Source organism: Jeotgalibaca ciconiae, from assembly GCF_003955755.1.
GTDB lineage: Bacteria > Bacillota > Bacilli > Lactobacillales > Aerococcaceae > Jeotgalibaca > Jeotgalibaca ciconiae.
This window is the reverse complement of sequence record NZ_CP034465.1, coordinates 1,079,266-1,102,534: the sequence shown is the minus strand read 5'-3', so window position 1 is coordinate 1,102,534 and position 23,269 is coordinate 1,079,266. Positions and strand designations below refer to the sequence as shown.

The following is a 23,269-nucleotide window of genomic DNA, read 5'->3' as shown; positions in this document are numbered from 1 at the left end:
TTTCATTTACAAAATTACGACAATGGAAGAACACCGAAAAGAGGAACTGCAGTCATAATTGGGTAAGCGTAGAAAAGGAAAAGCCTATGTTTATATCACTGATATTGATTTGGAAGCTCACATAAATTTATTCTTCAATCGGTCCCAATAAGACACTTGCCCAAGCATCGTGCAGAGATTCTTGGTCAGATGGTTGGAATAATCCCGCATACACATCACGCAACAACCGCGATAACTCTGTATCATTGTAATAGGAACGGCCGCCGCTTGCACGCACCATCTCTTCAACTGCTTTAATGGAAGTTTCCACAGAATAGTTTTTAATAGCTGATAATCGGGGCATCCATAAGTCGCCGTAATCTGCATCGGATTCGATGTCAGTGGCTAATGCATCGATTTGCGGTTGGATACTGTTTAATAGCAGTGCCGCTTCAGCAATTCGCCAACGAATATTTTTGTCTTGAGCATAGGTAATCCCTTGTGATATGGATTTACGTTTTTTAACAGTCTCGATGCCTAGCTCCAATGCACGCTTTCCAATGCCATGGTAGGTTGCAGCTAACAAAAGCTCAAAGTGGGCAAAAATACCAAATACAACAGGATTGAAATTTGGACCCGGCGCTACTTTAGTTAAAATTTGTTCCTTCGAAGCATAAGCACCCGCCAATTCGACACTGTACGATTGCGTGCCGCGCATCCCTAATGTATCCCAATCACGCTTAATACGAATGGTTTCTTCATTGTTTTCAATATAAGCAAAGACGGATTGAGGATGGCCGTCGTTATCATCCATCCCGTATGTCACCATACGAGAACATTCGGCGACCATGGAAATAAACACTTTCGGACCATAAAAGTGATAACTACCATCTGCATTCGCTTGAGCTTTGCAAATGGAACCGAATAAAACGCGGTCATTTGCTGGTTCGGAAATAGCAAACGAAAGTAAGTGGCCATCTGCTGCATCTTTCAAGATTTGCTCACCTTGCAGATTCCCGTGCTTCACCATGTATTTGGCGACCCCCACAATGATTTGGTGCATATTGATTCCTAAAGCCGTTGCAGGCGCAGCTTTTGCAAGGCGTGTTTGTTCATGAGCAATTTCTTTTAAGCTCAAACCGAATCCGCCATATTTTTTCGGTACAAAGGCACGATAATAACCAGCTTCCTTCAAAGCAGCATAATCCTCATAAGGGAATGTATTCTCCTTGTCATACTTTTCAGCACGTCCATGAATTTCTGACAACAAATCTTCCTTTAAAAACATTCAACCAACCTCTTTCTGTTTCAGTATAGTTATTATCATAGCAATCGTTTGGAAAAAATGTCAGTTATCTTTATATTCTTTCCGTAAAATCTCTGCCTGCATGCAGAGATCTTCCTTCTCATCCGACAAAAATAAATCCAATACATCTTCTGCATTTTTCGGTAGTTGCAAACGGAAGTAAAGCAGCTGCGTCTCCAGTGCTTGAAGAGTAGCCTTCCGAAATGAAACCTCAGCATGCTCGGCAAAAAAAGCCAGCCAGTTAAAAAGCCACTGCTTATCAAAGCCATCTTCTAAATGAAGCCAAAGATTTTCTAAATAAGCAGCGTCTTTGGCTAACAACAGGCTATGTTCAACCTCAGACAATGTCATTTTTCCAACTAATGGAATTTCCATTTGATAGGAATTTGTTTTTTCCAGCAATGCAGCCAAGTTGGGCGCAACAGTTTGCCAGTTATCGGTTTCTAAATCTAAATAACGAATGGCTGGTTCACCAAAGTCGTCGATCACGGAATAATCAAAAGCAAAAAGTTGTTGCTCATTGGCACTAAAAACAATAAAATAATCCGGTAAATCATTTCGTTGCTGCTGGAAAATGCCATGCGATGTTTCTTCGTGAAGACCCAAAATATAATGAATCAAGCCGTAATTTAATCCATCAGAAGTTGGTTCCGCTGTAGAGAAGCGCATATTCTCCATATATCCTCCGTTTTGTCTGCTAACGAGTTGGTAATAACTTCGCGGTAAATCATCGCTAGAGAGGCGGGAGGTAAGTGCGGAATTTCCTTTCATTATCGGTATAGGTTTTTCAAGGGGGTTCTGTATTAAGGGCATCCATAAATCACTCCTAACTGCAATGTTCTCTCCCTTTCATTTTAAAACATTTTTCAAAAATAAGGTAGCTGCATTGAACAATTTTTCGACATTTTGACCTTTATATCTTATAATAGAGTGTGTAGAGTTGGTTAAAAATTTATTTAGTGAAAATTTAAAAGAAATTTAGAGCATTTATTTAAAAAAAGATATATGATTGTAATAATATTAACATCTATTTGATACCCAACTACTTTATCCGGGTAGTACAATGGATGAGAAAAGTTTGAGGGAAGGGAGGATATAGAGTGCCAGGACAAGTTATTTATATTTATTATGATACGGTAGGAAATAATGTATTAAGTAAAGGAATTATAAATTTAAACAAAAAGAACGCCTTAAGAAGGACTCCAAATAATCTTTTATTAATAAAAGATGGAGTGTCGGTAGGAACGCATGATAGTCACACGGGTTTTCAAGTTATCAAAGGCCAAGAAAACGTAAAAGCATTCTTAGATAGCGGCATTAAAAATCCTTCTAATTTAAGTTCGTGGATTGATTTTTCGAGCATCGAAATGTTACATCAATTGACACCGGTAGAAATATCCGAGATTCTTTACATTGCGCATGCTCATAACTACTTACACTCTCCTTTCTATTACAAACTACAAAATAATTATATTTTTCTCTCATTGCCAAATAATTTTATTAAAGTTTATTACCGTTACCTTGAAGAGTTCATGGATCAGTTTGTAGAATCGATTACACAACGGATGCATAATACCGTTAATGAAAAAAAGCGCTTTTTCCAAAAAGAAAAGACAGTTGCTACTTTTTCAATTCCCAATATGGATGAGCTCATTCCTCTTTTTCGTGAAGGAATCTGTTTATCATTCCGACAAATAAAAATTGAAAATGGGGTTTACCAAGTACCTCTTTTCATTGCTGAAGATAGATTATCAATGGTTGACCGCTTATTTGATGGAAATGACTCGTTCGGATATATCGAATATAATACAGAAAGTGAAAAATGGAGTTTGGAGTACCAGTTTGATTAGAGTCTTGCAAAAAAATGAGTGCCAGACTCTTTTTGCTATGTTATGGTTTTTCGTGATATGGTACAATGTCCTATGAAAAAGATCTGATTATACCTAAGTCCAAAGCTAAGGAGAAAATGTATGAAAGTTTTTCTAATCTATGGAGGCAAGAGTGCCGAGCATGATGTTTCGATACTCACGGCCCACTCAATTGTTAAAGAAATATATTATGAATATTACGATGTTATTCCGATATACATTACTCGCAAAGGGGACTGGATCCAAGGAGAAACCTTGTATGCACCCGTCGAACATTCTGAGTTCTTACGTTTAGCTGAAAATGCTGAAGCAAGTATGGCAACAGAAGAAGGAAATCTTTCTTATGGAGTGAAAATTACACCTGCAGCCATTCAATCTGAAGATGCAGTAATTTTCCCGGTCTTGCATGGTCCAAACGGTGAGGATGGAACAGTCCAAGGATTATTTGAAGTCCTGGATATGCCTTATGTGGGTTGCGGTGTATTAGCAAGCGCGGCAGGTATGGATAAAATCACTAGCAAGCAATTATTCCAGCAAGCTGGTTTGCCCCAAGTGCCATATGTACCTGTATTTAAGTTTGATTGGAATAATGACCAAGAAAAAATATTTATGCGTTGTGAAGGGTCATTAATTTATCCTATGTATGTGAAACCAGCGAATATGGGGTCAAGTGTAGGGATTTCAAAAGCGTCAAACCGTGACGAATTAATTGAAGCAATTAACAAAGCTCTTTTGTATGATCATCGTATTGTGGTGGAACAAGGGGTTGAAGCAAGAGAAATTGAAATTGCTATTCTTGGAAATTCAGATGTCCATACATCTGTGCCTGGTGAAATTGTGAAGAAAATCGATTTTTATGATTATGAAGAAAAATATATTAACAATGCTGTTGATTTACAAATTCCTGCTGAACTTCCAGAAGAACTTGTTGCGAAGTTACAGAATTATGCATCAAAAGCATTCCGAATTATTGATGGTACGGGGTTGAGTCGTTGTGACTTTTTTGTAACCAGCAATAACGAAATATATTTAAATGAAGTCAACACATTACCTGGCTTCACGAAGTTTTCCATGTATCCATTGTTATGGGAATACACAGGGTTGAAGTACAGCGATTTAGTGGAAGAGTTAATACAACTAGCATTAAAACGTCATTCTGAAAAAATTAATTACGTTGATGTTGATTAATTAGTAAAACTAAAAAAGAATAGATGCTGCCCTCCAAAAGAGGCGGCTTTTTCTTTTATCAACTAGGGAAAGAAGGGTCAGCAATGAAGCCAATTCGTATTATTGATATTGTAAAAGCAGTACATGCAATCGATTATAGTTCCCCAAATCGTTTTGCAGAAATTGATTCGGTTGTATTTGATTCCCGTAAAGCAAAAGAGAACACTCTATTTGTGCCATTGAAGGGAGAGACAGACGGTCACGATTATATTCAATCTGCAATTGCCAATGGTGCAATTGCAACGCTGTGGAGTCGATCTGAATCAGAAGCTCCTGAAGGAATTGCGGTTATCTTAGTAGATGACACTCTAAAAGCTCTTCAAGATTTAGCAAAAGCTTACTTAGCAATGATTCAACCAAAAGTAGTTGCAATCACAGGCAGTAATGGAAAAACAACTACAAAAGATATGACAGCAGGAGTGCTGGCAGCGCGCTATCGTGTCCATAAAACAGAAGGAAACTATAACAATGATATTGGTCTACCAAGCACTATTTTGGATATGCCGGAAGATACAGAAATCATTGTGCTGGAAATGGGCATGTCAGACTTTGGAGAAATTTCGTTATTAAGCAAAATTGCGGCACCAGATGTTGCAGCTATTACTCTGATTGGCGAAAGTCATCTGGAGCACTTAGGTACTCGCAGAAATATTGCTAAAGCAAAGCTAGAGATTCTTGATGGTTTGAAGGAAGATGGCTTGTTCATTTATCCAATTAACGAACCATTGATTCGCGAAGAAATGCCGCTTGACGGAACGTATTCAAAAGCAACTTTTGGAATTGACAAGACTGCGACGATTTTTGCATACGCGATTGAAAGTGGGAAAGATTATACAAATTTCAAAGTGAATTTTGATGATACAGCTACGTTAACAATTCCGGTTTTAGGGGATTATAACGTTCAAAATGCCCTCATCGCTTTGTCGATTGCCAGTCATTTTAATTTATCAATGATTGAAGTAAAAGCTTACTTAGAAAACTTCAAGTTGACAGAAAACCGCACACAGTGGCTTGAAGGCATGAACGGTGTACAAATTTTAAATGATGCTTACAACGCGAGTCCAACAGCAATGAAGGCTGTATTAAAAGCATTTCAGAATGTTCCTCGTGAAGAAAATGGTCGTCGCATCGTTTTATTAGGAGATATACGTGAGTTAGGAGAACAATCAACCAAACTGCACGAATCATTATCGACTTCGCTTTCTCCAGAAAATTTTGATGAAGTATACCTATATGGTGATGAAATGCTTGCATTGTATGAGGTATTAAAGGATTCATTTTCAAGTGAAAATCTCCATCATTATACAGGCGAAAAAGCACTATTGATACAGGCTTTAAAAGACGACTTAAAAGAAAATGATCAGATCTTAATTAAATCAAGTTTTGGAACAGACCTACTTTCAGTAGTGAAAGAACTGCGTGTTTCAGAAAGATAAATCAGAAACTGAGTGGAAGACGCTATAGAGCGATTCTGCTCAGTTTTTTTATAGACTAGGGGATTATAAGTTCAGCCATCAATGTCTAGCTCCCAAGTCCTGACCTAGTGAAAAAAAGATAAATTTGCCCCATTGCGCGCTTCGCTGCTCGCTAACGCATATCATTCGACTAACCCGCTGAAGCGTGAAGTCTCCTGACAATTCAGGGTCAAATTTCCTATTTTTTCATAGGCCAAGGCGGACTTGTCCGCTTTTCTAATAGAAAAACGTTTCAAATGTGAAACAAAAACCAATCAATCTCGTCTTGTCTCATTATCAAGAAAATGTCTTTTTAAGTCTGTACTATATGCTAAAGTATAGACAAATGAAAACCTTATCAAATGGAGGGAAATGAATGGATAAAAAAGGACTAAAAATCGTAACAATTGGTGGCGGTTCCAGTTATACGCCAGAACTAATTGAAGGATATATTACAAGAAAAGATCAATTGCCAATCAAAGAAATTTGGCTGGTTGATATCGAAGCGGGACGAGAAAAATTAGAAGTAGTAGGCGAAATGGCTAAACGTCAAATTCGTGCTGCAGGGCTAGATTGGGACGTACATTTAACGTTAGATCGTTTTGAAGCTTTGAAGGAAGCTGACTTTGTAACCACTCAATTTCGGGTAGGGCTTTTGGATGCACGTGTGAAAGATGAGCGAATTCCACTATCTCACGGCGTATTAGGACAAGAGACAAATGGGGCTGGCGGTATTTTGAAAGCTTTCCGTACAATTCCGATAATTGGCGAAATTATCGCTGATATGAAAATTCAGTGTCCCGATGCTTGGTTGATTAACTTTACTAATCCAGCTGGAATGGTTACAGAGGCAGCTGTTAAGCATTTTGGCTGGAAGAAAACGATTGGACTATGTAATGTGCCGATTGGCCACCGTAAAGCCGTTTCAGAAAAACTTGATATCCCCGAAGACGAGTTGTTTTATAAATTTGCAGGTATCAATCATTTTCACTGGCATCGCGTGTGGGATAAAACGGGGGCAGAACGTACGTATGATGCGATTGATGCCATTTATGGTCTTGCACAAGATGAAGACAGTAACCACTTAAAGAATATTCACAGTGCTACTTTCCATTACGAGCAAATAAAAGATTTAGGATTGTTGCCGTGCGGCTATCATCGTTATTATTATATTGAAGATGAAATGTTACAACATTCTATCGAAGAGTTCGAACGTGGCGAAACACGTGCACAAGTAGTGAAAGAAACCGAGAAACGTTTGTTTGAGCTGTATAAAGATCCAGAATTAGATTATAAACCTGAAGAACTAACCCAACGTGGAGGAACTCATTATAGTGACGCTGCCTGTGAAGTAATTGCTTCGATTGTAAATGATAAAAAGACGGACATGGTTGTTTCTATTGAGAATAATGGAACGATTGATGGATTGCCGTATGATTGCGTAGTTGAGGTTTCAGCTTCTATCACAGCTCACGGGGCAGAACCACATAATTGGGGAGAGATGCCGTCAGCTGCACGTGGTTTGCTGCAGGGAATGAAAGCAATGGAAGAGACTGTTATTCGTGCTGCAACAACAGGTAGTTACGGAGCTGCCTTACAAGCATTTACCATAAATCCATTAGTTCCAGGTGGAACTTTGGCAAAGACGATTCTGGACGAATTGCTATATGCTCACAAAAAGCATTTGCCACAATTTGCAGACCGCATCGCTCAGATTGAAGCAGAGCAACCAGAAGTTGTAGAGTACGTAAATGAATTAATGAAGAGCAACTAGTAAATAAATTAATTGGGCCATTACTTACAAAGTAGTGGTCTTTTTTGGGTGATTGATAGAGTGTGAATACAAAATCGGTTCTTTGGTTGTATATGTCTTCCTTAAAGCCATATTTGGAAAGTAGCGATTACTTTCAAAGAACAACATGTTACAATATGTGTAGAAAACATAAGGATGGGTTGCTATGTTTGACTTAGAAAAAGTTAAAAATCTAACTTCTACAGAATTAAAAGTTTACGAATATTTTTTACAATATACAGCACTCGCAGTAGACGGAAGCGTCCGGGAAATTGCAAAAGCAACGCACGTTTCTCCTGCGACGGTAACACGAGTTGTTACAAAATTAGGTTTTTTAAACATTTGGGAATTAAAATTGTTTCTAAAGAAGAACATGAATCGTAAATCCAATCAAACATTTTATGAACCAACTGCTATTGTAGAAGAGTTTTTTAAGAGGTCGCTCACTTCGGAGTATGAAATGCAAATTAAGGAAGCAGTAAAAGTTATTTTAGATTCAGAATTAACTTTTTTTTTCGGAATCGGTACTTCTGGAGATATTGCCGCATATGCTGCTCGTCAATTTGCGAACTTAGGTATTAGTGCTTTTCATATTCAAGACTCTAGTTATCCTTTTCATCTTATGACAAAGAAATATGAAAAGTTTGTGATTATCATATGTTCTGTCACAGGTGAAACGATAAGCCTGATTGAAAAAGTCGAGGCAATGAAAAAGTTGAATAGTAAAATTATCAGTATCACGAACACTTCTCATAATACATTAGCCAGGCTGTCAGATGTTAATTTGGCTTATCATCTAACAGAAGAAATTGTAGACAAAGGATACAATATCAACATCACATCTCAAATTCCAGTTGTTTTTCTATTGGAGACATTGGCACGCCGAACCTACGAGCGACAGAATAAATAGCACTCTAAAAAATGAATAAAAATAAAAAGATACCTCCAAAAAAATAAAATGGACCCTATAGAATGGACACTAAAAAAAGTGCCCTTCTATAGGGTTTGTTTTTGTATACTTATGAATAGAGGAAAATACGTTAACGTTTGAATTGAAGTAGTATTGCTCCATTCATTAAACCACAATTCATATTAACTGCACTACGTGCAGAAAGGAGCCGCTAAATGTCAAAGTTAATTTTTACATCGGAACAAATTCGAGTTTTGAGAAGAAATCCGTACGTTAAAAATGTATCAGAGAAAAGCATTACTTATTCCGATGAATTCAAACGCCATTTTGTTTCAGAATCATTGGATTCAAAAACGGCTAAACAAATATTTATTGAAGCAGGATTTGATCCGGAAATGCTTGGTGAAAGCCGGATAAAAGCATTCGCTAAGAAATGGCGAAAAAGATATCGTGATAATGGTGTTTTGGCATTGAAAGACACTCGACAAAACCGTTCAGGCAGACCGCGAAAGACTGAACGAACACCTGAACAACAAATTGAAAAGTTACAAGCTAAAATTTCATTATTAGAGCAGGAAAATGAATTGTTAAAAAAATCAGAATGGAGCGAAAGGAGGCTAGAAAACAGCGAAAAGACTAGTGAAACCTTCGCAAGAATCCATAAAATGAAAACAGATGGTTCATACACAGGAACGATTATAGATGCATGTGAAACGCTGGAGGTTTCTCGCTCAGGTTATTACAATTATTTAAAGGGCTTAGCCCAGAGAAACGTACGAGAAGAGGAAGATCAAGCTTGGAGAATCCAAATTGAAAACGCCTATAGCTACCGTGGTTACAAGAAAGGCTCTCGTAGTATTGTCATGTATTTCAAGAATATTCTAGGAATGACAGTCAATCGTAAAAAGGTCCAGCGCTTGATGAGGAAATTTCATATTTTCTGCCCCATTCGTAAAGCGAACCCCTATAAGAGAATGGCGAAAGCTACCAAAGAACACCACACTGTTGAGAATAAATTGGAGCGTCAATTTGTCCAAGGAATAGCTCATAAAGTTCTCTTAACTGATATCACTTATTTACCTGGAGCCAATGGATTTATGGGTTATTTGTCGACCATTAAAGACGGCACGACGAAAGAGATACTCGCTCACTATGTATCTGATAACCTAAAACTAGCTATCTCATTAACTACCATTGATGTATTAATGAGCGCCCACGGCGCAACGTTACACAAAGATGCCTTTATCCATTCAGATCAGGGCGTGCACTATACGAGTCCTAAATTCCATAAGAAGTTGGCGGATAATGACTTAGGACAGTCCATGTCTAGAAGAGGTAATTGTTGGGACAACGCTCCTCAAGAGTCGTTCTTTGGTCATTTGAAAGATGAAATGGAGTATAAAAGTTGTGTCCATTTAGAAGAGTTACGAGCAATAGTAGATGATTACATAGACTACTATAATAATGAACGCGGACAATGGAACCTAAAAAAATTGCCTCCTGTTCATTACAGGGAGCAATTTTTATCGGGTGTTGCATAAGGTCTTTTTTTTAATGTCCTTGACACAGGGTCCATTTCAAAAAGAGAGCGTATCTTTTTATTTGTAAAGGATTGAACGAAAGGAATAGGTTATATTTTCTTACATAAAAAACGCTTAAGATGAAAAAAATTAAAAAAATCATTTATATTTCATAAAAATGTTGTATACTAAAAAATATGCATTTTAATAATATGAGGAAAAAGTGATGAAGGAATCCTCATTTATTAGAGAATAAGGCTCCCAACTTTTGCGTTAGAATAAAAAAGGAGGTATTTTTATGAAAGAATTGATTCAATTTAAGAATGTAAATAAGTATTATGGAGATTTTCAAGCACTAAAAAATATTAATCTATCTTTTAATAAAGGGGAAGTAACGGTTGTTATCGGTCCTTCAGGTTCTGGTAAAAGTACAATGCTGCGTTGTATTAATGGGTTAGAAGATATTCATGATGGAACTTTATTAGTAAATGGAACTGACTTGCATGCCAAAAGTACAAATAAAACGGAAATCCGTAAGCATGTTGGAATGGTATTCCAACATTTTAATTTGTATCCTCACATGACTGTGTTAGAAAATGTTACATTAGCACCGATAAAAGTTTTGAAAAAAGATCCTGAAGAAGCACGTAAAACGGCTGAAATTTTCTTAGATAAAGTAAATATGTTAGATAAAAAAGATGTATACCCTACTCGACTTTCAGGCGGACAAAAGCAACGAATCGCGATTGCGCGAGGGTTAGCAATGAACCCTGAAATTTTATTGTTTGATGAGCCTACGAGTGCACTGGATCCAGAAACGATCGATGATGTTTTGGATGTAATGAAAAAGTTAGCAAAAGAAGGAATGACGATGGTTGTGGTAACTCATGAGATGGGATTTGCTCGTGAAGTGGGCGATCGTATCGTCTTTATGGCTGAGGGAGAAGTCATTGAAGATAGAGAAGCTGTAGAGTTCTATGAAAATCCACATGATCCACGTGCCAAACATTTCTTGAGTAAAATTATTAATCATGTATAAGGAGGAATTCATATGAAGAAAGGTTCTCGTATTTATAGAGTCTTCCTTGTTGTTTTGTTTATTCTTTTTTTAAATGGCTGCGCAGACAGTAACTTAGCGAATCGAGATATTTTAGAAAGAATAGAAGAGTCAGAATCTCCGAAAATCGTATGGGGCGTAAAAGCTGATACAAATTTATTTGGACTCTATAATATTCAAGATGTAGAAATCCAAGGATTTGATATCGATATTGCCAAAGCAATAACAGAAGTAATTACTGGGGATGCTGCCAATGCGGAATTCGTTGAAGTTACTTCAAAAACGCGGATTCCTTTAATAAAGAATGGGAATATTGATACGATTATTGCAACGATGACAATTTCGGAAGAACGTCGAAAAGAAGTTGATTTTTCAGAAGTTTATTTTGCCGCAGGACAGTCGTTACTAGTCAGGAACGACAGCGAGATTAATAGCGTAACAGATTTAACTGGGGAACATACAGTTATCGCAGTTAAAGGATCTACATCTGCTATTAACATTCGGGAACATAGTCCAGAAGCAGAGATTATCGAGCTTGAAAATTATTCGGAAGCTTTTACCGCGCTTCAATCAGGGCAGGGGGATGCAGTAACCACCGACAATGCGATTTTGTTAGGAATGATTGCAGATAACCCGAACTATCGTTTGGCGGGTGATCCATTTACCAATGAACCATATGGAATTGCGATTAATCATGGTCAAGAAGCATTTCTTGATTCTGTAAATGATGCATTAGCAACGATGGTTGAAAATGGTACTTATGCTGAAATTTTCCATCACTGGTTCCCGACGGAAGAACTCCCTGATTTAGGTTGGGCAGTTCCTGTTGAGAAGTAGTGAAGCAAACTGAACTCAGAAAGAGGTGAATGACATGTTTGAATTACTTTCAAACTATGGAGATATATTGCTAGAAGGCTTTTTGAATACCTTAATCGCAAGTGTGGTAGCTTTATTCTTTAGTACCATAATAGGAACATTCTTTGGTGTTTTTAAAGTAGCTCAGAACCGCATATTGAATACATTAGCGGCTATCTACATCCAACTGTTTTTAAATCTTCCTCTACTTGTCATTGTTTTATTTTTCTATATTGCTTTCCCCATGTATGTAACCGGAATTGATGGTTTTACAGCAGGGATTATTGGTCTGACACTTTATACATCCGCCTTTATTGCGGAAACTGTTCGTGCAGGAATCCAAAGTGTTCCAGCTGGACAAATGGAAGCAGGTCTTTCCACAGGATTTACCTATTGGGAATCGATGCGGTATATCGTTTTACCGCAAGCCATCAAGATTGTGATTCCTCCACTTGGAAATCAATTTATTAATCTTGTGAAAAACTCTTCCATTTTGGCAATGGTTGCAGGGTTAGATTTGATGTACTACGGAGATTTAATTGCGAGTGAAACATTTAACGTGTTTGATACATATATTTTAGTTGCTTTCCTGTACTTAATTATTACGTTGCCATTAACTTATTTAATGCAATATTTAGAACGTCGGACTGCAGCAAACGGTTAGGAGGAATCACATATGGACTTTGCAGGAGCATATACATGGATCAATATCCGTTTTTTATTAGAAGGCCTTCTGTTGACACTAAAAGTCGCTTTAGTAGCCAGTCTTTTTAGTTTTATCATAGGTGCTGTGCTGGGGCTCATTCGTTATTTGAAAATTCCGGTTCTTTCTGTAATTGTTGGAGCAGTTATCGATATTATTCGGAACTTACCATTATTGCTAATTATTTTCTTTACTTATTTTGCTTTGCCACAAATCGGAATTCGCCTGACAATTTTTTGGTCAGCAGTAGCTGCGCTTACGATTTTTGAATCAGCCATGCTGTCGGAAATCATCCGCGGTGGACTTAACTCTATTCCAATCGGACAAACAGAGGCTGGGGTATCTACCGGGTTGACTTATGGACAAACACTTTGGTATATCGTCATTCCGCAAGCTTTACGCGCAATGGTACCGCCAATTGTTAGCCAGATTGTTTCGTTAATAAAAGATACTTCTTTAGCAACGATTATTACGCTGCCTGAGTTAACGCATCATGTGCGGATCGTATACGGTCAAAATACCAATTATGTGATTCCTATGTTTATTATGATGGGATTATTATATTGGATTGTCTGCTACTCATTATCAAGATTTTCGAAAAAATTAGAAAAAGTTTTGTGAGTTATCTGTACAATATTGATTGCTTAATTTCAAAAGAAGCGTAATGCCTTTATGGCTTTATTGCTTCTTTTTATTTATGCATCAAGGGTTGTTAAATGTAAGCTAGAAAAAATATTTTCAAAAAAAGAGTAATAAATTTGTAAATGTTTGAAAATCATGCTATGATTACACATGTTAAAAATCACGAGGAATAAAAGAGGGTTTTTCTTCAGAAGATGAAAGAAACAGACCAAAACAAACGTACTATTCAAAAATGATTCCTATAATCTTTTTGTATATAATATTTGATAATTACCAACTAGAGGATTAAAAAAGAGTTCGCTACATTTGGCGAACATATTTTACAATTTTATAGGGTTAAGAAAAGACTCTCCATTGTTTCTCAAAAATTAGGAGGAAACATGAAATTTTCAGAACTGGGACTAGTTCCCGAACTACTAAAATCCGTTGAATCAATGGGTTTTGAAGAAGCAACTCCAATCCAGGAACAAACGATACCATTGGCACTAGAAGGACTTGACGTAATTGGTCAAGCACAAACCGGTACAGGTAAGACTGCAGCATTTGGTTTACCAATGCTTCAAAAGATCGATACATCAAAACAAGTGATTCAAGGTTTGGTGATTGCGCCAACTCGTGAATTGGCTATTCAAACGCAAGAAGAATTATACCGCTTAGGACGCGAAAAACGCGTATCTGTTCAAGTTGTATATGGTGGAGCGGACATTGGACGCCAAATTCGTGCGCTTAAAAACAAACCGCATATCGTAGTAGGAACGCCTGGTCGTCTATTAGACCACATCCGTCGTAAAACATTACGTTTAAGCGAAATTCAAACGCTTGTCTTAGATGAAGCAGACGAAATGTTAAATATGGGATTCTTGGATGATATTGAAGCAATCATCAGCGAAACTTCTGCTGATCGTCAAACGCTTCTATTTTCTGCAACGATGCCGCCAAGTATTAAACGCATTGGTGTACAATTCATGCAGAAACCAGAACACGTACAAATCAAAGCATCTCATATGCAAGCAAACTTGATTGATCAATACTTTGTGAAATGTAAAGACTTTGAGAAGTTTGATAACATGACTCGTTTATTCGATGTTCAATCCCCTGAATTAGCGATTGTATTCGGACGTACAAAACGCCGTGTAGATGAACTTTCAAAAGGTCTTGAACTACGTGGTTACCGCGCTGAAGGAATTCACGGTGACTTAACTCAGAAAAAACGTATGAGTGTTTTGAAAGACTTTAAATCAGGAAACTTAGATATTTTAGTTGCTACGGACGTAGCTGCTCGTGGATTAGATATTACGGGAGTAACACACGTATACAACTATGATATTCCTCAAGACCCTGAAAGCTATGTGCACCGTATTGGTCGTACTGGCCGTGCTGGTAAAGAAGGAATGTCTGTTACATTCGTTACACCAAACGAAATGGATTATCTACGTACGATTGAAAAATTAACAGGAAAAGAAATGTCTCCGTTGAGACCACCTTCTGATGAAGAAGCGTTGCGCGGACAAATGAAAACAGCTGTTGATGAAATTAGTCGTCTAGTAAAAGAAACAGATGCTACTAAGTATAGTCGTGCTGTAGAATTTTTAATGGAAGAATTCTCTGCTGAAGAACTTGCAGCGGCATTCGTTAAGAGCCAAGCAAAAGATTCGACAGATGTACCAGTAAAAATTACACCAGAGCGTCCGTTACCATCACGTAATAAAAAACGTAATTACAATAAATCTGGTGGCGGATATAAAGGCGGCCGTTCAAGTGATCGTCGTTCTTCAGGAGAAAGAGGCGGAAGCCGTTCTCGCAGCCATGAAGGCGGAAAAAATCGTTCCGGTGGTAAACGCCGTGATGATCGCAAACGCGATGACCGTTCAGGTTCAGGCTATAAAGGCCAGAATAAAGGCCAAAATAAAGGCAAAAAACCAGGATTTACAATCCGTAATAACGATTAATGAAACGAGAGAAGAGGATATTTTGTCCTCTTTTCTTTTTTTTTTGCTTTATTATTTGGCTCCATCATTTCTAGTGTTGGTGCCTTAAAAGAAATTTCTTTTTTGAAAGAGTTACTATAGATCATCTGAAGCTTCTTATATTAGCAAGAATAATAATTCATCAGCAAAAATATTCGACAACTAGCGTTTGTAACTACTATAATAAATCCAAACGATTAATAAGGAGCTTTTACATTGATAAAAAAGATACTAGGAGTGTTCGTTCTATTGCTTACTGGCTTTTTTCTTTATGGTCTGAACGAGAAAAAAGATGCAAAACAAGAATTGCAGGCGGTTGCTCCTTTGGTTAAAGAGGAAGAAGATTTAACGATCTGGATGGTAACCGATATTCATTATCTCGCTCCCGATTTATTCGATGACGGGGAAGCATTTGCTAGAATGAAAGCAACATCAGCCGGTAAAGACTTGGAGCATATTCCAGCAATTATGGAGGCGCTGGTCTGGGAAGCAGCGAAAGAGCAACCCGATTTATTGATCGTCAGCGGTGATTTGACTTTTAATGGAGAATATCAAAGTATGGTGGAACTTGCAGACTTTTTCAGAAAGATTGAAGAGAACGGAACGCAAGTTAGTGTCATACCAGGGAATCATGACATTCATAGCGGCTGGGCACGCAAATTCCAAGGCGAAGAGATGGAAGTTGTCGAACAAGTGACACCAGAAGATTTCGAGGGAATTTTCGCTGAATTTGGTTATGACTTAGCCATCAGTAAAGATCCAACCTCACTCAGCTATGTAATCGAGCCGAAAGAAGGATTTCCTTTCCTCATGATTGATACCAACATCTATAGTGAGATGAAGAGTACCAAAGCTCCGATAGCGGAAGGCCGGATTAATGAAGAAACCTTTACGTGGTTGGAAGAATATTTCAACATGCAAGGAGAACCACAAGAGACTTACTTAGTCGGCCATCATCCTCTAATGAACCATAGCGGCAGAGAGGGAGGCGGTCTCGTCTTGGAAAATTCTGAAGAGGCAACAGAGTTTTTTGTAGAAAAGGGTATTCAAGCTGGCTTTGCGGGCCATATCCATGCACAAAATATTTCAAAGACGGATCATTTCAAAGTACCATTTTATGAAATAATCACCGGGGCGCTCTCTATTTTCCCCAATGCGATTGGCGAAATAACTTTATCTAATGAAGAATTATCTTATCAACGTAAGACTTTAGATGTGGAAGGCTGGGCAGAAGAAGTAGGAAATCAAGCACCAGAATTACTTGCCTATTCACAGACGAGTCACGATTTTTTCAAGGGTGACGGAGAAATTCTAGCTTTACAAATGATGTTTGAAGAGCAATGGTATGAAGAAATTTACGAAGAAGATGTCATGGATTTTGTTGGTATGATGAATGTACGTTACTTTTCAGGTGAAGATTATGTAGAGGATGAATCTTTATTAGAAGAGTTAACGAACCATGCAGGCTATCAAATCATTCAAGACAATAGCGAGACTTTTTTAAAAAGATATACGAATCAACTGCTGCAAGATAAAAACTTGGATGACTTAAGCATTGTGATTCCACATAAACAATAACTCCAAGACTGCCTTTCATACATCTGTGGAATGCAGTCTTTGGTTTATGGTAAAATGAAAGAAGTGAAATTGGAAGGGACGGAGAGAAATGATTGTAGGCATTGGATTGGATGTTACGGAGTTAGACCGAATTACCTCCGCATATCAAAAAAGAGGGACATTTGCGGAACGAGTTCTTACAAAAGAAGAGTTGGTAATTTTTAGACGGCTAACCGGTATACGTCAAATGGAATTTCTTGCCGGAAGGTATGCTGCAAAAGAAGCTTTCTCCAAAGCATATGGAACTGGAATTGGAAAACTATCTTTTCAAGACATTGAAGTACTTCCGGACGAAAAAGGGAAACCGGAAGTCACCCAGTCACCTTTTGAAGGAAATGTCTGGGTATCGATCTCTCATTCTTCCAATACAATCATCGCACAAGTAATTCTAGAAAAGTAAGGAGAGTTTTATGGTACGAGGTGTACACCGGCCAACTGTGGCAACGATAGATTTAGGTGCAATTAAATCAAATATCAAGACAATTCGTTCAAATATAAAAGAACATAAAAAGCTATTAGCAGTAGTAAAGGCAGACGGCTATGGACATGGTGCCATTCCAATTGCAAATGCTGCAAAAGAAGCAGGAGTCGATGGTTTTTGTGTGGCAATATTAGATGAAGCGATTGAACTGCGAGATAGTGGTTTTACAGAAGACTTTTTATTAGTAATGGGCGTTACTGAGCTTCGAGATGTTGCTTTAATGGCGGATCTGAACATCAGTGCAACTGCTGCTTCTACTGAGTGGTTAAAAGATGCATTACCATTGCTGAAGCTGCGAAAAACTACCAACCCTTTACGAATTCATTTAGCGGTGGATACTGGGATGGGCCGGATTGGTTTGCGTACAAACGAAGAAATATTGGCTTTCGAGGAGTTTTGCAATGAGCATGAAGAACTACATTTAGAAGGAATCTTTACTCACTTTGCGACTGCAGACGGGGAAGACGATCGACAAGTGGAACGTCAATATGCTACTTTTAAAGAACAAGTAGCGAGCTTGAAGCAACGACCTGAAATTGTACATTTGGCGAATTCAGCAATGACATTGTGGCATGAAGATTTTGAAACTGACGCTGTTCGAGTAGGCATTGCTATGTACGGTTACAATCCTTCCGATAAAACTATCCAGCTTCCTTATCCATTAAAACCAGCTCTTACATTAGAAACAGAGCTAAGTTATGTAAAACAGATGCACAAGGGAGATACTATCAGCTATGGAGCTCGATACCGCGCCTATGAAGGCGAATGGCTGGCAACACTGCCAATCGGTTATGCAGATGGCTGGAGGCGTGATCTAGGGGGACAGACGCTTCTTGTAGAAGGCCATCGTTGTCCAGTTCGCGGTGTAATCTGTATGGACCAATGCATGATTAGCTTGCCAAAAGAATTCCCGATCGGTACAAAAGTAACACTCTTAGGTGAAAATAATGGTGAAATAAATAATCCTTCTGATATGGCTGTTGAAATTGGTACGATTGGTTATGAGATTTTATGCGGCATCAGTGGTCGTGTTCCACGTAATTACGTGGATAACGAATAGACAGAGAACGTTGAATTTCTTTCGAGTCATGGCGGCCTTGTCCCGCTTTTCTATGTTGTCTAGCGGTCCAAGCCAGTCTCTCAGAAATTAGATAAATCGTACCCATTGCGCCCTCCGGTGCTCATTCAGGGAACGATTTCCTAAATTTCTTTCGAGTCATAGTGGTCTTGTCCCACTTTTCTAAATAAGAGGTGAATCCGTGTTGAAAATTATGATTGTGGAAGATGATCCAACTATTGCGAGCATCCTAGCAAAGGAATTAGAGAAATGGAATTATAAGCCTTATCTGGTGACAGACTTCCAAAATATCCTGGAGCAGTTTCAAGTGGAAGGTCCTCAATTAGTCTTAATGGATATTCAACTGCCTGCTTTTAATGGCTATCATTGGTGCCAAGAAATACGTAAAGTATCGCAAGTACCGATTATTTTTATTTCCAGTCGTTCTGAAAATATGGATATTGTTATGGCTATTCAAATGGGAGCGGATGATTACATCCAAAAACCGTTCGATCTAACTGTGACTCTTGCGAAAATTCAAGCGTTATTGAGAAGAACCTATGATTTTACTGAAAAAGACAATTATTTGCGTGTGGGTGAAGTCGTTTTAAGAGCAGGTGAATCCAAATTGATTTATAAAGAAGCAGAAATTGATTTAACGCGCAATGAGCTTCGAACCTTGGAACTACTTTTTCAACATAAAAATGACTATGTATCTCGTGAAGCGATTATGGTGCATTTATGGGAAGATGAATCTTTTATTGATGATAATACCTTGGCAGTAACCATCACACGCTTGCGGAAAAAATTGAAGAACATGGGATTGGAACAGTTGATTGTTACAAAAAAAGGACTCGGATATTCTGTTGTGGAGGCTGAAGAGTGATGGTGAAAATAGAGTGGTACAAAACAATAAATGCCTTTGCCAATCATGTAAAGCCACAACTATTTATCTATGGAATATCTTTATTTTGTTTTGGCATTGTTGCTTTTTTGACACGCTATCCTTTTTCATACATGCTTTACAGCAGCATTTTGCTGACAGCTGGTTTTCTTGTATATTTACTATGGCAGTGGACAAAATATCTGAAACGATATCAGGTTCTTCAGTCATTGCAAAGTTTTGATATAGATGTTTTAAAAGAAATCCCCTTTATTCAGGATCCGGCAGAGTTGTTGTATCATGAAAAACTACACTCTTTACGAGAGAATATCCATTTCAAAACACAAGAAAACTTGAATAATAAAAGAGAACAAATGGATTACTTTACCTTATGGCTGCATCAAATAAAAACACCTATTGCAGCCATGAGCCTTTTAAACCAACAGCTTCCTTCTTCGAAAGAAAAGCGTCAAATGGAGCAAGAATTATTACGGATAGAAGATTATACCCATATGGCCCTCAACTATTTAAAACTAGAAGGAACAAACCAAGAACTGGACTTAAGCGAAGTAGAGCTGGATGGTATTATTCGGAAAGTAATCAAAAAATACGCTATTTTATTTATTTATAACGGGATTAAGCTGGATTATGAAGCTACGAACATCAAAGTTATTACTGATGGCCAATGGTTAGAAATTTTGTTGGAACAGATTTTATCGAATGCTTTAAAGTATGCTCCAAAGGGAAGGATTTGTATTTATGCGGATGTTTCAAAAGAAGCAACGTTGATCATTGAAGACAATGGTGTTGGGATTCGCGCCGAAGACCTGCCGAAGATTTTTGAAAAAGGATATTCAGGATTAAATGGACGCTTGCATGAAAAATCTACTGGGCTGGGTTTGTTTTTAACAAAAAAAATCTGTCAGCGTTTAGGGCATACCATCGAAATCGATTCAAAAGTGAATGAATATACAAAAGTAGCCCTTCATATGGAAAGGGAAGACATCTTTTTGTATGACTAATAGGGAATCTTACAAAAATGTAAGGTTCTTTTTTATATTGTAAGGAAAAGTAAAGGCAGTATGAAAGAGAATCCTCTATTATATGGAGAGAGGAGGCGATTGAAATGACATTTTTAGAAATTAAAAACTTAAAAAAAGTATATCGAGCAAAATTTGCAACAAAGGGAACCGAAGCACTGAGTGATGTGAATTTTTCCGTGAATAAAGGGGAATTCATCTCCATAATGGGGGAGTCGGGTTCAGGTAAAACAACACTATTAAATATTCTTTCCACATTGGATCAACCAACAGAAGGGGAAGTCTATCTAGATGGCCAACCTTTATCAAAAATAAAAGACAAAGAAATTTCGCGTTTTCGCCGGGATACTTTGGGATTTGTGTTTCAAGACTTTAATTTGTTAGACACATTTACTTTAAAAGATAATATATTTTTACCACTAGTATTGGCCAACACACCGGTGGAAGAAATGGAAAACCGGATTCTGCCGATTTCTCAAAATCTTGGCATCGAGAAGCAATTAAATAATTACCCTTACGAGGTTTCGGGCGGACAAAAGCAAAGAGCCGCTGTAGCTCGAGCATTGATTACCAATCCAAAAGTGATTCTGGCAGATGAGCCGACCGGAGCTTTGGACTCTAAAGCATCACAAACTTTATTGGAAACTTTTGAACGGGTAAATGAAGAAGGACAAACGATTGTGATGGTAACACATAGTGCTCGCGCAGCGAGTCATTCGAATCGTGTATTATTCATCCGTGATGGCATCGTTTACCATGAAATCTATCGCGGAGACTTATCAACGGAAGCATTTATGGATAAGATTGCTCAATCAATGTTGGTTGTAACTAATCGGGGTGAGAGCAATGAAGGGTAGTTTCTTTTTGAAGATGGCTGTCAAAAATATTCGAGCAAATAAACAGTTGTATTTGCCTTATATGATTTCATCTGTTTTGACGGTCGCCATGTTTTCTCAAATGGTTGCCTTACTAACGAATGAGTTTGTACAAGAAAGAAATCCAACGCTTAGCACCTTGTTTTCTTTGGGAGCGATTGTCATCGGTTTGTTTTCTTTTATCTTTACTATGTATACGAATAGCTTTTTGATTAAAAGACGTAAAAAAGAAATCGGTCTTTATGGTATTTTAGGGTTGGAAAAGAAACATGTCGGCAGGATATTATTCCTAGAAACAATAATTGTGGGATTCGGTAGTATCCTTATTGGTTTGTTGATCGGTTTGTTGTTTGGCCGCTTATTCTTTTTGTTATTAAACTATTTGTTGCAATTACCGGAAGTAATGAGCTACACCACTTCATGGGAAGGAATGGGAATGACTGTCATTCTATTTACCGTGATCTTTTTTGTGGCATATTTATATAATATTAGCCAAGTAACGTTTTCTAATCCGATCAAGCTGTTAAAGGGCGAGAAAGAAGGAGAAAAGGAGCCGAAAAGTAATTGGTTTCTATTGATCCTAGGGATTGGCTCCTTGGGATATGGCTACTGGATTTCAGTTACAATTTCGGATCCATTAGCCGCGATGATTCAATTTTTCTTAGCCGTAATATTAGTTATTATCGGAACGTTCTGTTTGTTTACAGCAGGATCCATCTTTGTTCTGAAGGCAATGAAGAAAAATAAACAGCTGTACTATCAACCTCGCGCTTTCATATCGATATCGGGCATGCTATATCGTATGAAGCAAAATGCGACTGGCTTGGCGAATATCAGTGTCCTTTCTTGTATGGTGATTATTGCGCTTGCGACGACAACGACTATTTATGTAGGCACAGAAGATACTTTGGCTATGCGTTTTCCAGCTGAAAATAATGTAACAGTATATTCTTTTGGTGATGAAGTAAAAGTCGAGCAAGTACAAGAGAGCGTTGAAGACATAATAAATGTCATAAATGAAAATACAGAAGAAGTAGCAGTTGAAAACCAAAAGCAATACATTTATGCAAATTTATTTGGAAAGATGAAAGAAGATTATTTTGAGGTTGGGGTAGACTTCGATGGCGGCCTAACGATGCCAGACACTTTGCTTTTGATTTCCCTTGATGATTATAATCAATTTACACAGTCAGATGATACACTGGCTGATAATCAAGTTTATATTCACCATTCAGCGAACTATCAAAATGAAACGATCAAGCTTTCCACTTTAGAATTTGATACATTGATATTGGAAAAAAACATGGATATGTTTCCTATAGAGGAATCAATTAGCGGTTCATATTTGATTGTTGTTCCAAGTAAAGAAGTCATGCAAGCTATTCTCTCTGCTTATCAAGCAGAGGCAACGGATTACTTGAATGGAGATGTCTATGGATCGATTCAATGGGATACTTCAGGAACGGAAGAGGAAAAAGCTCGCTACAGCGAACTTATCTCTGAAAAAATTAGTAACGGAGACTTTGTCGCTCGGTACGAATCACGCAGTGCTGGACGTGACGAGTGGTATATGTTGAATGGCGGCTTTTTATTCTTGGGAATTTTCTTAGGATTGTTGTTTACAATCGGTACGGTATTGATCACCTATTATAAGCAAATTTCAGAAGGCTATGACGATCGAGAAAGATTCCAGATTATGCAGAAAGTTGGCTTGGATAAGGATATGATTCGCAGTACGAGCCGCAGCCAAGTAGTGTGGATGTTTATGCTGCCACTCATTGTAGCAACTGTTCATACAGCTTTTGCTTATCCAATTATCCATAAATTATTGATGTTATTTGGAATTTTTTCCCATACGATTTTAATCAGCTGTATAGCAGGAGTAGTCCTTTCTTTTAGTGTGATTTATTGGTTGATTTATCGATTGACTGCTCGTATTTACTTTTCAATCGTAGAATAAAAGGAATAACTAATTTGAGAATGAAAAAGCATTTGATTATTGATTTAATCAAGTGCTTTTTCTATTTTACAGAAGG

20 protein-coding genes are annotated in these 23,269 nt (G+C 37.8%); 18 read left to right on the top strand and 2 right to left on the bottom strand.

The genetic code is table 11. The annotated features are described in order from the left end of the window. Positions 1-127: 127 nt before the first annotated feature. Positions 128-1,267: an acyl-CoA dehydrogenase family protein gene (locus EJN90_RS05060; protein WP_126109164.1), complete on the bottom strand. Its 1,140-nt coding sequence runs from the start codon at positions 1,265-1,267 to the stop codon at positions 128-130. A 60-nt stretch (positions 1,268-1,327) separates the two neighbouring features. Continuing rightward, positions 1,328-2,056: an SMI1/KNR4 family protein gene (locus EJN90_RS05055; RefSeq protein ID WP_227872607.1), complete on the bottom strand. Its 729-nt coding sequence runs from the start codon at positions 2,054-2,056 to the stop codon at positions 1,328-1,330. A gap of 329 nt (positions 2,057-2,385) precedes the next feature. Here EJN90_RS05055 and EJN90_RS05050 point away from each other — a divergent pair, with 329 nt between their 5' ends. The 18 genes from EJN90_RS05050 (at position 2,386) to EJN90_RS04965 (ending at position 23,193) form a co-directional block, all read left to right on the top strand. Next, positions 2,386-3,135, top strand: coding sequence for a hypothetical protein (locus tag EJN90_RS05050; RefSeq protein ID WP_126109162.1), 750 nt, complete (start codon positions 2,386-2,388; stop codon positions 3,133-3,135). Between the two features lie 120 nt (positions 3,136-3,255). Continuing rightward, positions 3,256-4,341 (top strand): D-alanine--D-alanine ligase, encoded by a 1,086-nt coding sequence (locus EJN90_RS05045; protein ID WP_126109161.1) that lies wholly within the window; start codon positions 3,256-3,258, stop codon positions 4,339-4,341. Between the two features lie 83 nt (positions 4,342-4,424). Next, a complete protein-coding gene (locus EJN90_RS05040) occupies positions 4,425-5,816 on the top strand; it encodes a UDP-N-acetylmuramoyl-tripeptide--D-alanyl-D-alanine ligase (protein ID WP_126109160.1) in 1,392 nt (463 codons plus the stop codon). A gap of 394 nt (positions 5,817-6,210) precedes the next feature. Next, a complete protein-coding gene (locus tag EJN90_RS05035) occupies positions 6,211-7,608 on the top strand; it encodes a 6-phospho-beta-glucosidase (RefSeq protein WP_126109159.1) in 1,398 nt (465 codons plus the stop codon). Positions 7,609-7,792: 184 nt separating this feature from the next. After that, a complete protein-coding gene (locus EJN90_RS05030; RefSeq protein ID WP_126109158.1) occupies positions 7,793-8,536 on the top strand; it encodes a MurR/RpiR family transcriptional regulator in 744 nt (247 codons plus the stop codon). 215 nt (positions 8,537-8,751) lie between these two features. Beyond that, on the top strand, positions 8,752-10,077 hold the full coding sequence (locus EJN90_RS05025; protein WP_126109157.1) for an IS3 family transposase: 1,326 nt from the start codon (positions 8,752-8,754) through the stop codon (positions 10,075-10,077). Positions 10,078-10,354: 277 nt separating this feature from the next. Continuing rightward, a complete protein-coding gene (locus EJN90_RS05020; protein ID WP_174919271.1) occupies positions 10,355-11,095 on the top strand; it encodes an amino acid ABC transporter ATP-binding protein in 741 nt (246 codons plus the stop codon). 12 nt (positions 11,096-11,107) lie between these two features. Further along, positions 11,108-11,950: a transporter substrate-binding domain-containing protein gene (locus EJN90_RS05015; protein ID WP_126109156.1), complete on the top strand. Its 843-nt coding sequence runs from the start codon at positions 11,108-11,110 to the stop codon at positions 11,948-11,950. A 34-nt stretch (positions 11,951-11,984) separates the two neighbouring features. Then, positions 11,985-12,632 carry an amino acid ABC transporter permease gene (locus EJN90_RS05010; RefSeq protein WP_126109155.1) on the top strand — a complete coding sequence of 216 codons (648 nt, stop codon included), beginning with the start codon at positions 11,985-11,987 and terminating at the stop codon, positions 12,630-12,632. Between the two features lie 12 nt (positions 12,633-12,644). Continuing rightward, the gene (locus EJN90_RS05005) at positions 12,645-13,292 is read left to right on the top strand and encodes an amino acid ABC transporter permease (protein ID WP_126109154.1); all 648 of its coding nucleotides are present in this window, start codon (positions 12,645-12,647) and stop codon (positions 13,290-13,292) included. A 401-nt stretch (positions 13,293-13,693) separates the two neighbouring features. Continuing rightward, complete coding sequence (locus tag EJN90_RS05000; protein ID WP_126109153.1) at positions 13,694-15,262, top strand: DEAD/DEAH box helicase; 1,569 nt, start codon at positions 13,694-13,696, stop codon at positions 15,260-15,262. A gap of 234 nt (positions 15,263-15,496) precedes the next feature. Continuing rightward, on the top strand, positions 15,497-16,858 hold the full coding sequence (locus EJN90_RS04995) for a metallophosphoesterase (RefSeq protein WP_126109152.1): 1,362 nt from the start codon (positions 15,497-15,499) through the stop codon (positions 16,856-16,858). Positions 16,859-16,946: 88 nt separating this feature from the next. Then, positions 16,947-17,297, top strand: coding sequence for a holo-ACP synthase (gene acpS / locus EJN90_RS04990; protein WP_126109151.1), 351 nt, complete (start codon positions 16,947-16,949; stop codon positions 17,295-17,297). Positions 17,298-17,307: 10 nt separating this feature from the next. Next, positions 17,308-18,438, top strand: coding sequence for an alanine racemase (alr, locus tag EJN90_RS04985; RefSeq protein WP_126109150.1), 1,131 nt, complete (start codon positions 17,308-17,310; stop codon positions 18,436-18,438). Between the two features lie 199 nt (positions 18,439-18,637). Beyond that, a complete protein-coding gene (locus EJN90_RS04980) occupies positions 18,638-19,321 on the top strand; it encodes a response regulator transcription factor (RefSeq protein ID WP_322348875.1) in 684 nt (227 codons plus the stop codon). Further along, the gene (locus EJN90_RS04975) at positions 19,321-20,340 is read left to right on the top strand and encodes a sensor histidine kinase (protein WP_174919269.1); all 1,020 of its coding nucleotides are present in this window, start codon (positions 19,321-19,323) and stop codon (positions 20,338-20,340) included. Before EJN90_RS04980 ends, EJN90_RS04975 begins: the two co-directional genes overlap by 1 nt. Positions 20,341-20,444: 104 nt before the next feature. Then, positions 20,445-21,215 (top strand): ABC transporter ATP-binding protein, encoded by a 771-nt coding sequence (locus EJN90_RS04970; protein WP_126109149.1) that lies wholly within the window; start codon positions 20,445-20,447, stop codon positions 21,213-21,215. After that, positions 21,205-23,193, top strand: a complete 1,989-nt coding sequence (locus tag EJN90_RS04965) for an FtsX-like permease family protein (RefSeq protein WP_174919267.1) — start codon at positions 21,205-21,207, stop codon at positions 23,191-23,193. Before EJN90_RS04970 ends, EJN90_RS04965 begins: the two co-directional genes overlap by 11 nt. Positions 23,194-23,269 lie beyond the last annotated feature (76 nt).

Bases quoted from the DNA above. Each gene is read 5' to 3' on its own strand.
- EJN90_RS05000 (WP_126109153.1), top strand. From the start codon at position 13,694: ATGAAATTTTCAGAACTGGGACTAGTTCCCGAACTACTAAAATCCGTT.
- EJN90_RS05060 (WP_126109164.1), bottom strand. From the start codon at position 1,267: ATGTTTTTAAAGGAAGATTTGTTGTCAGAAATTCATGGACGTGCTGAA.
- EJN90_RS05035 (WP_126109159.1), top strand. From the start codon at position 6,211: ATGGATAAAAAAGGACTAAAAATCGTAACAATTGGTGGCGGTTCCAGT.
- EJN90_RS04965 (WP_174919267.1), top strand. From the start codon at position 21,205: ATGAAGGGTAGTTTCTTTTTGAAGATGGCTGTCAAAAATATTCGAGCA.
- EJN90_RS05020 (WP_174919271.1), top strand. From the start codon at position 10,355: ATGAAAGAATTGATTCAATTTAAGAATGTAAATAAGTATTATGGAGAT.
- EJN90_RS05045 (WP_126109161.1), top strand. From the start codon at position 3,256: ATGAAAGTTTTTCTAATCTATGGAGGCAAGAGTGCCGAGCATGATGTT.
- EJN90_RS05055 (WP_227872607.1), bottom strand. From the start codon at position 2,056: ATGAAAGGAAATTCCGCACTTACCTCCCGCCTCTCTAGCGATGATTTA.
- EJN90_RS05030 (WP_126109158.1), top strand. From the start codon at position 7,793: ATGTTTGACTTAGAAAAAGTTAAAAATCTAACTTCTACAGAATTAAAA.
- alr (WP_126109150.1), top strand. From the start codon at position 17,308: ATGGTACGAGGTGTACACCGGCCAACTGTGGCAACGATAGATTTAGGT.
- EJN90_RS05010 (WP_126109155.1), top strand. From the start codon at position 11,985: ATGTTTGAATTACTTTCAAACTATGGAGATATATTGCTAGAAGGCTTT.
- EJN90_RS05025 (WP_126109157.1), top strand. From the start codon at position 8,752: ATGTCAAAGTTAATTTTTACATCGGAACAAATTCGAGTTTTGAGAAGA.
- EJN90_RS04975 (WP_174919269.1), top strand. From the start codon at position 19,321: ATGGTGAAAATAGAGTGGTACAAAACAATAAATGCCTTTGCCAATCAT.
- EJN90_RS05015 (WP_126109156.1), top strand. From the start codon at position 11,108: ATGAAGAAAGGTTCTCGTATTTATAGAGTCTTCCTTGTTGTTTTGTTT.
- EJN90_RS04970 (WP_126109149.1), top strand. From the start codon at position 20,445: ATGACATTTTTAGAAATTAAAAACTTAAAAAAAGTATATCGAGCAAAA.
- EJN90_RS05005 (WP_126109154.1), top strand. From the start codon at position 12,645: ATGGACTTTGCAGGAGCATATACATGGATCAATATCCGTTTTTTATTA.
- EJN90_RS05040 (WP_126109160.1), top strand. From the start codon at position 4,425: ATGAAGCCAATTCGTATTATTGATATTGTAAAAGCAGTACATGCAATC.
- acpS (WP_126109151.1), top strand. From the start codon at position 16,947: ATGATTGTAGGCATTGGATTGGATGTTACGGAGTTAGACCGAATTACC.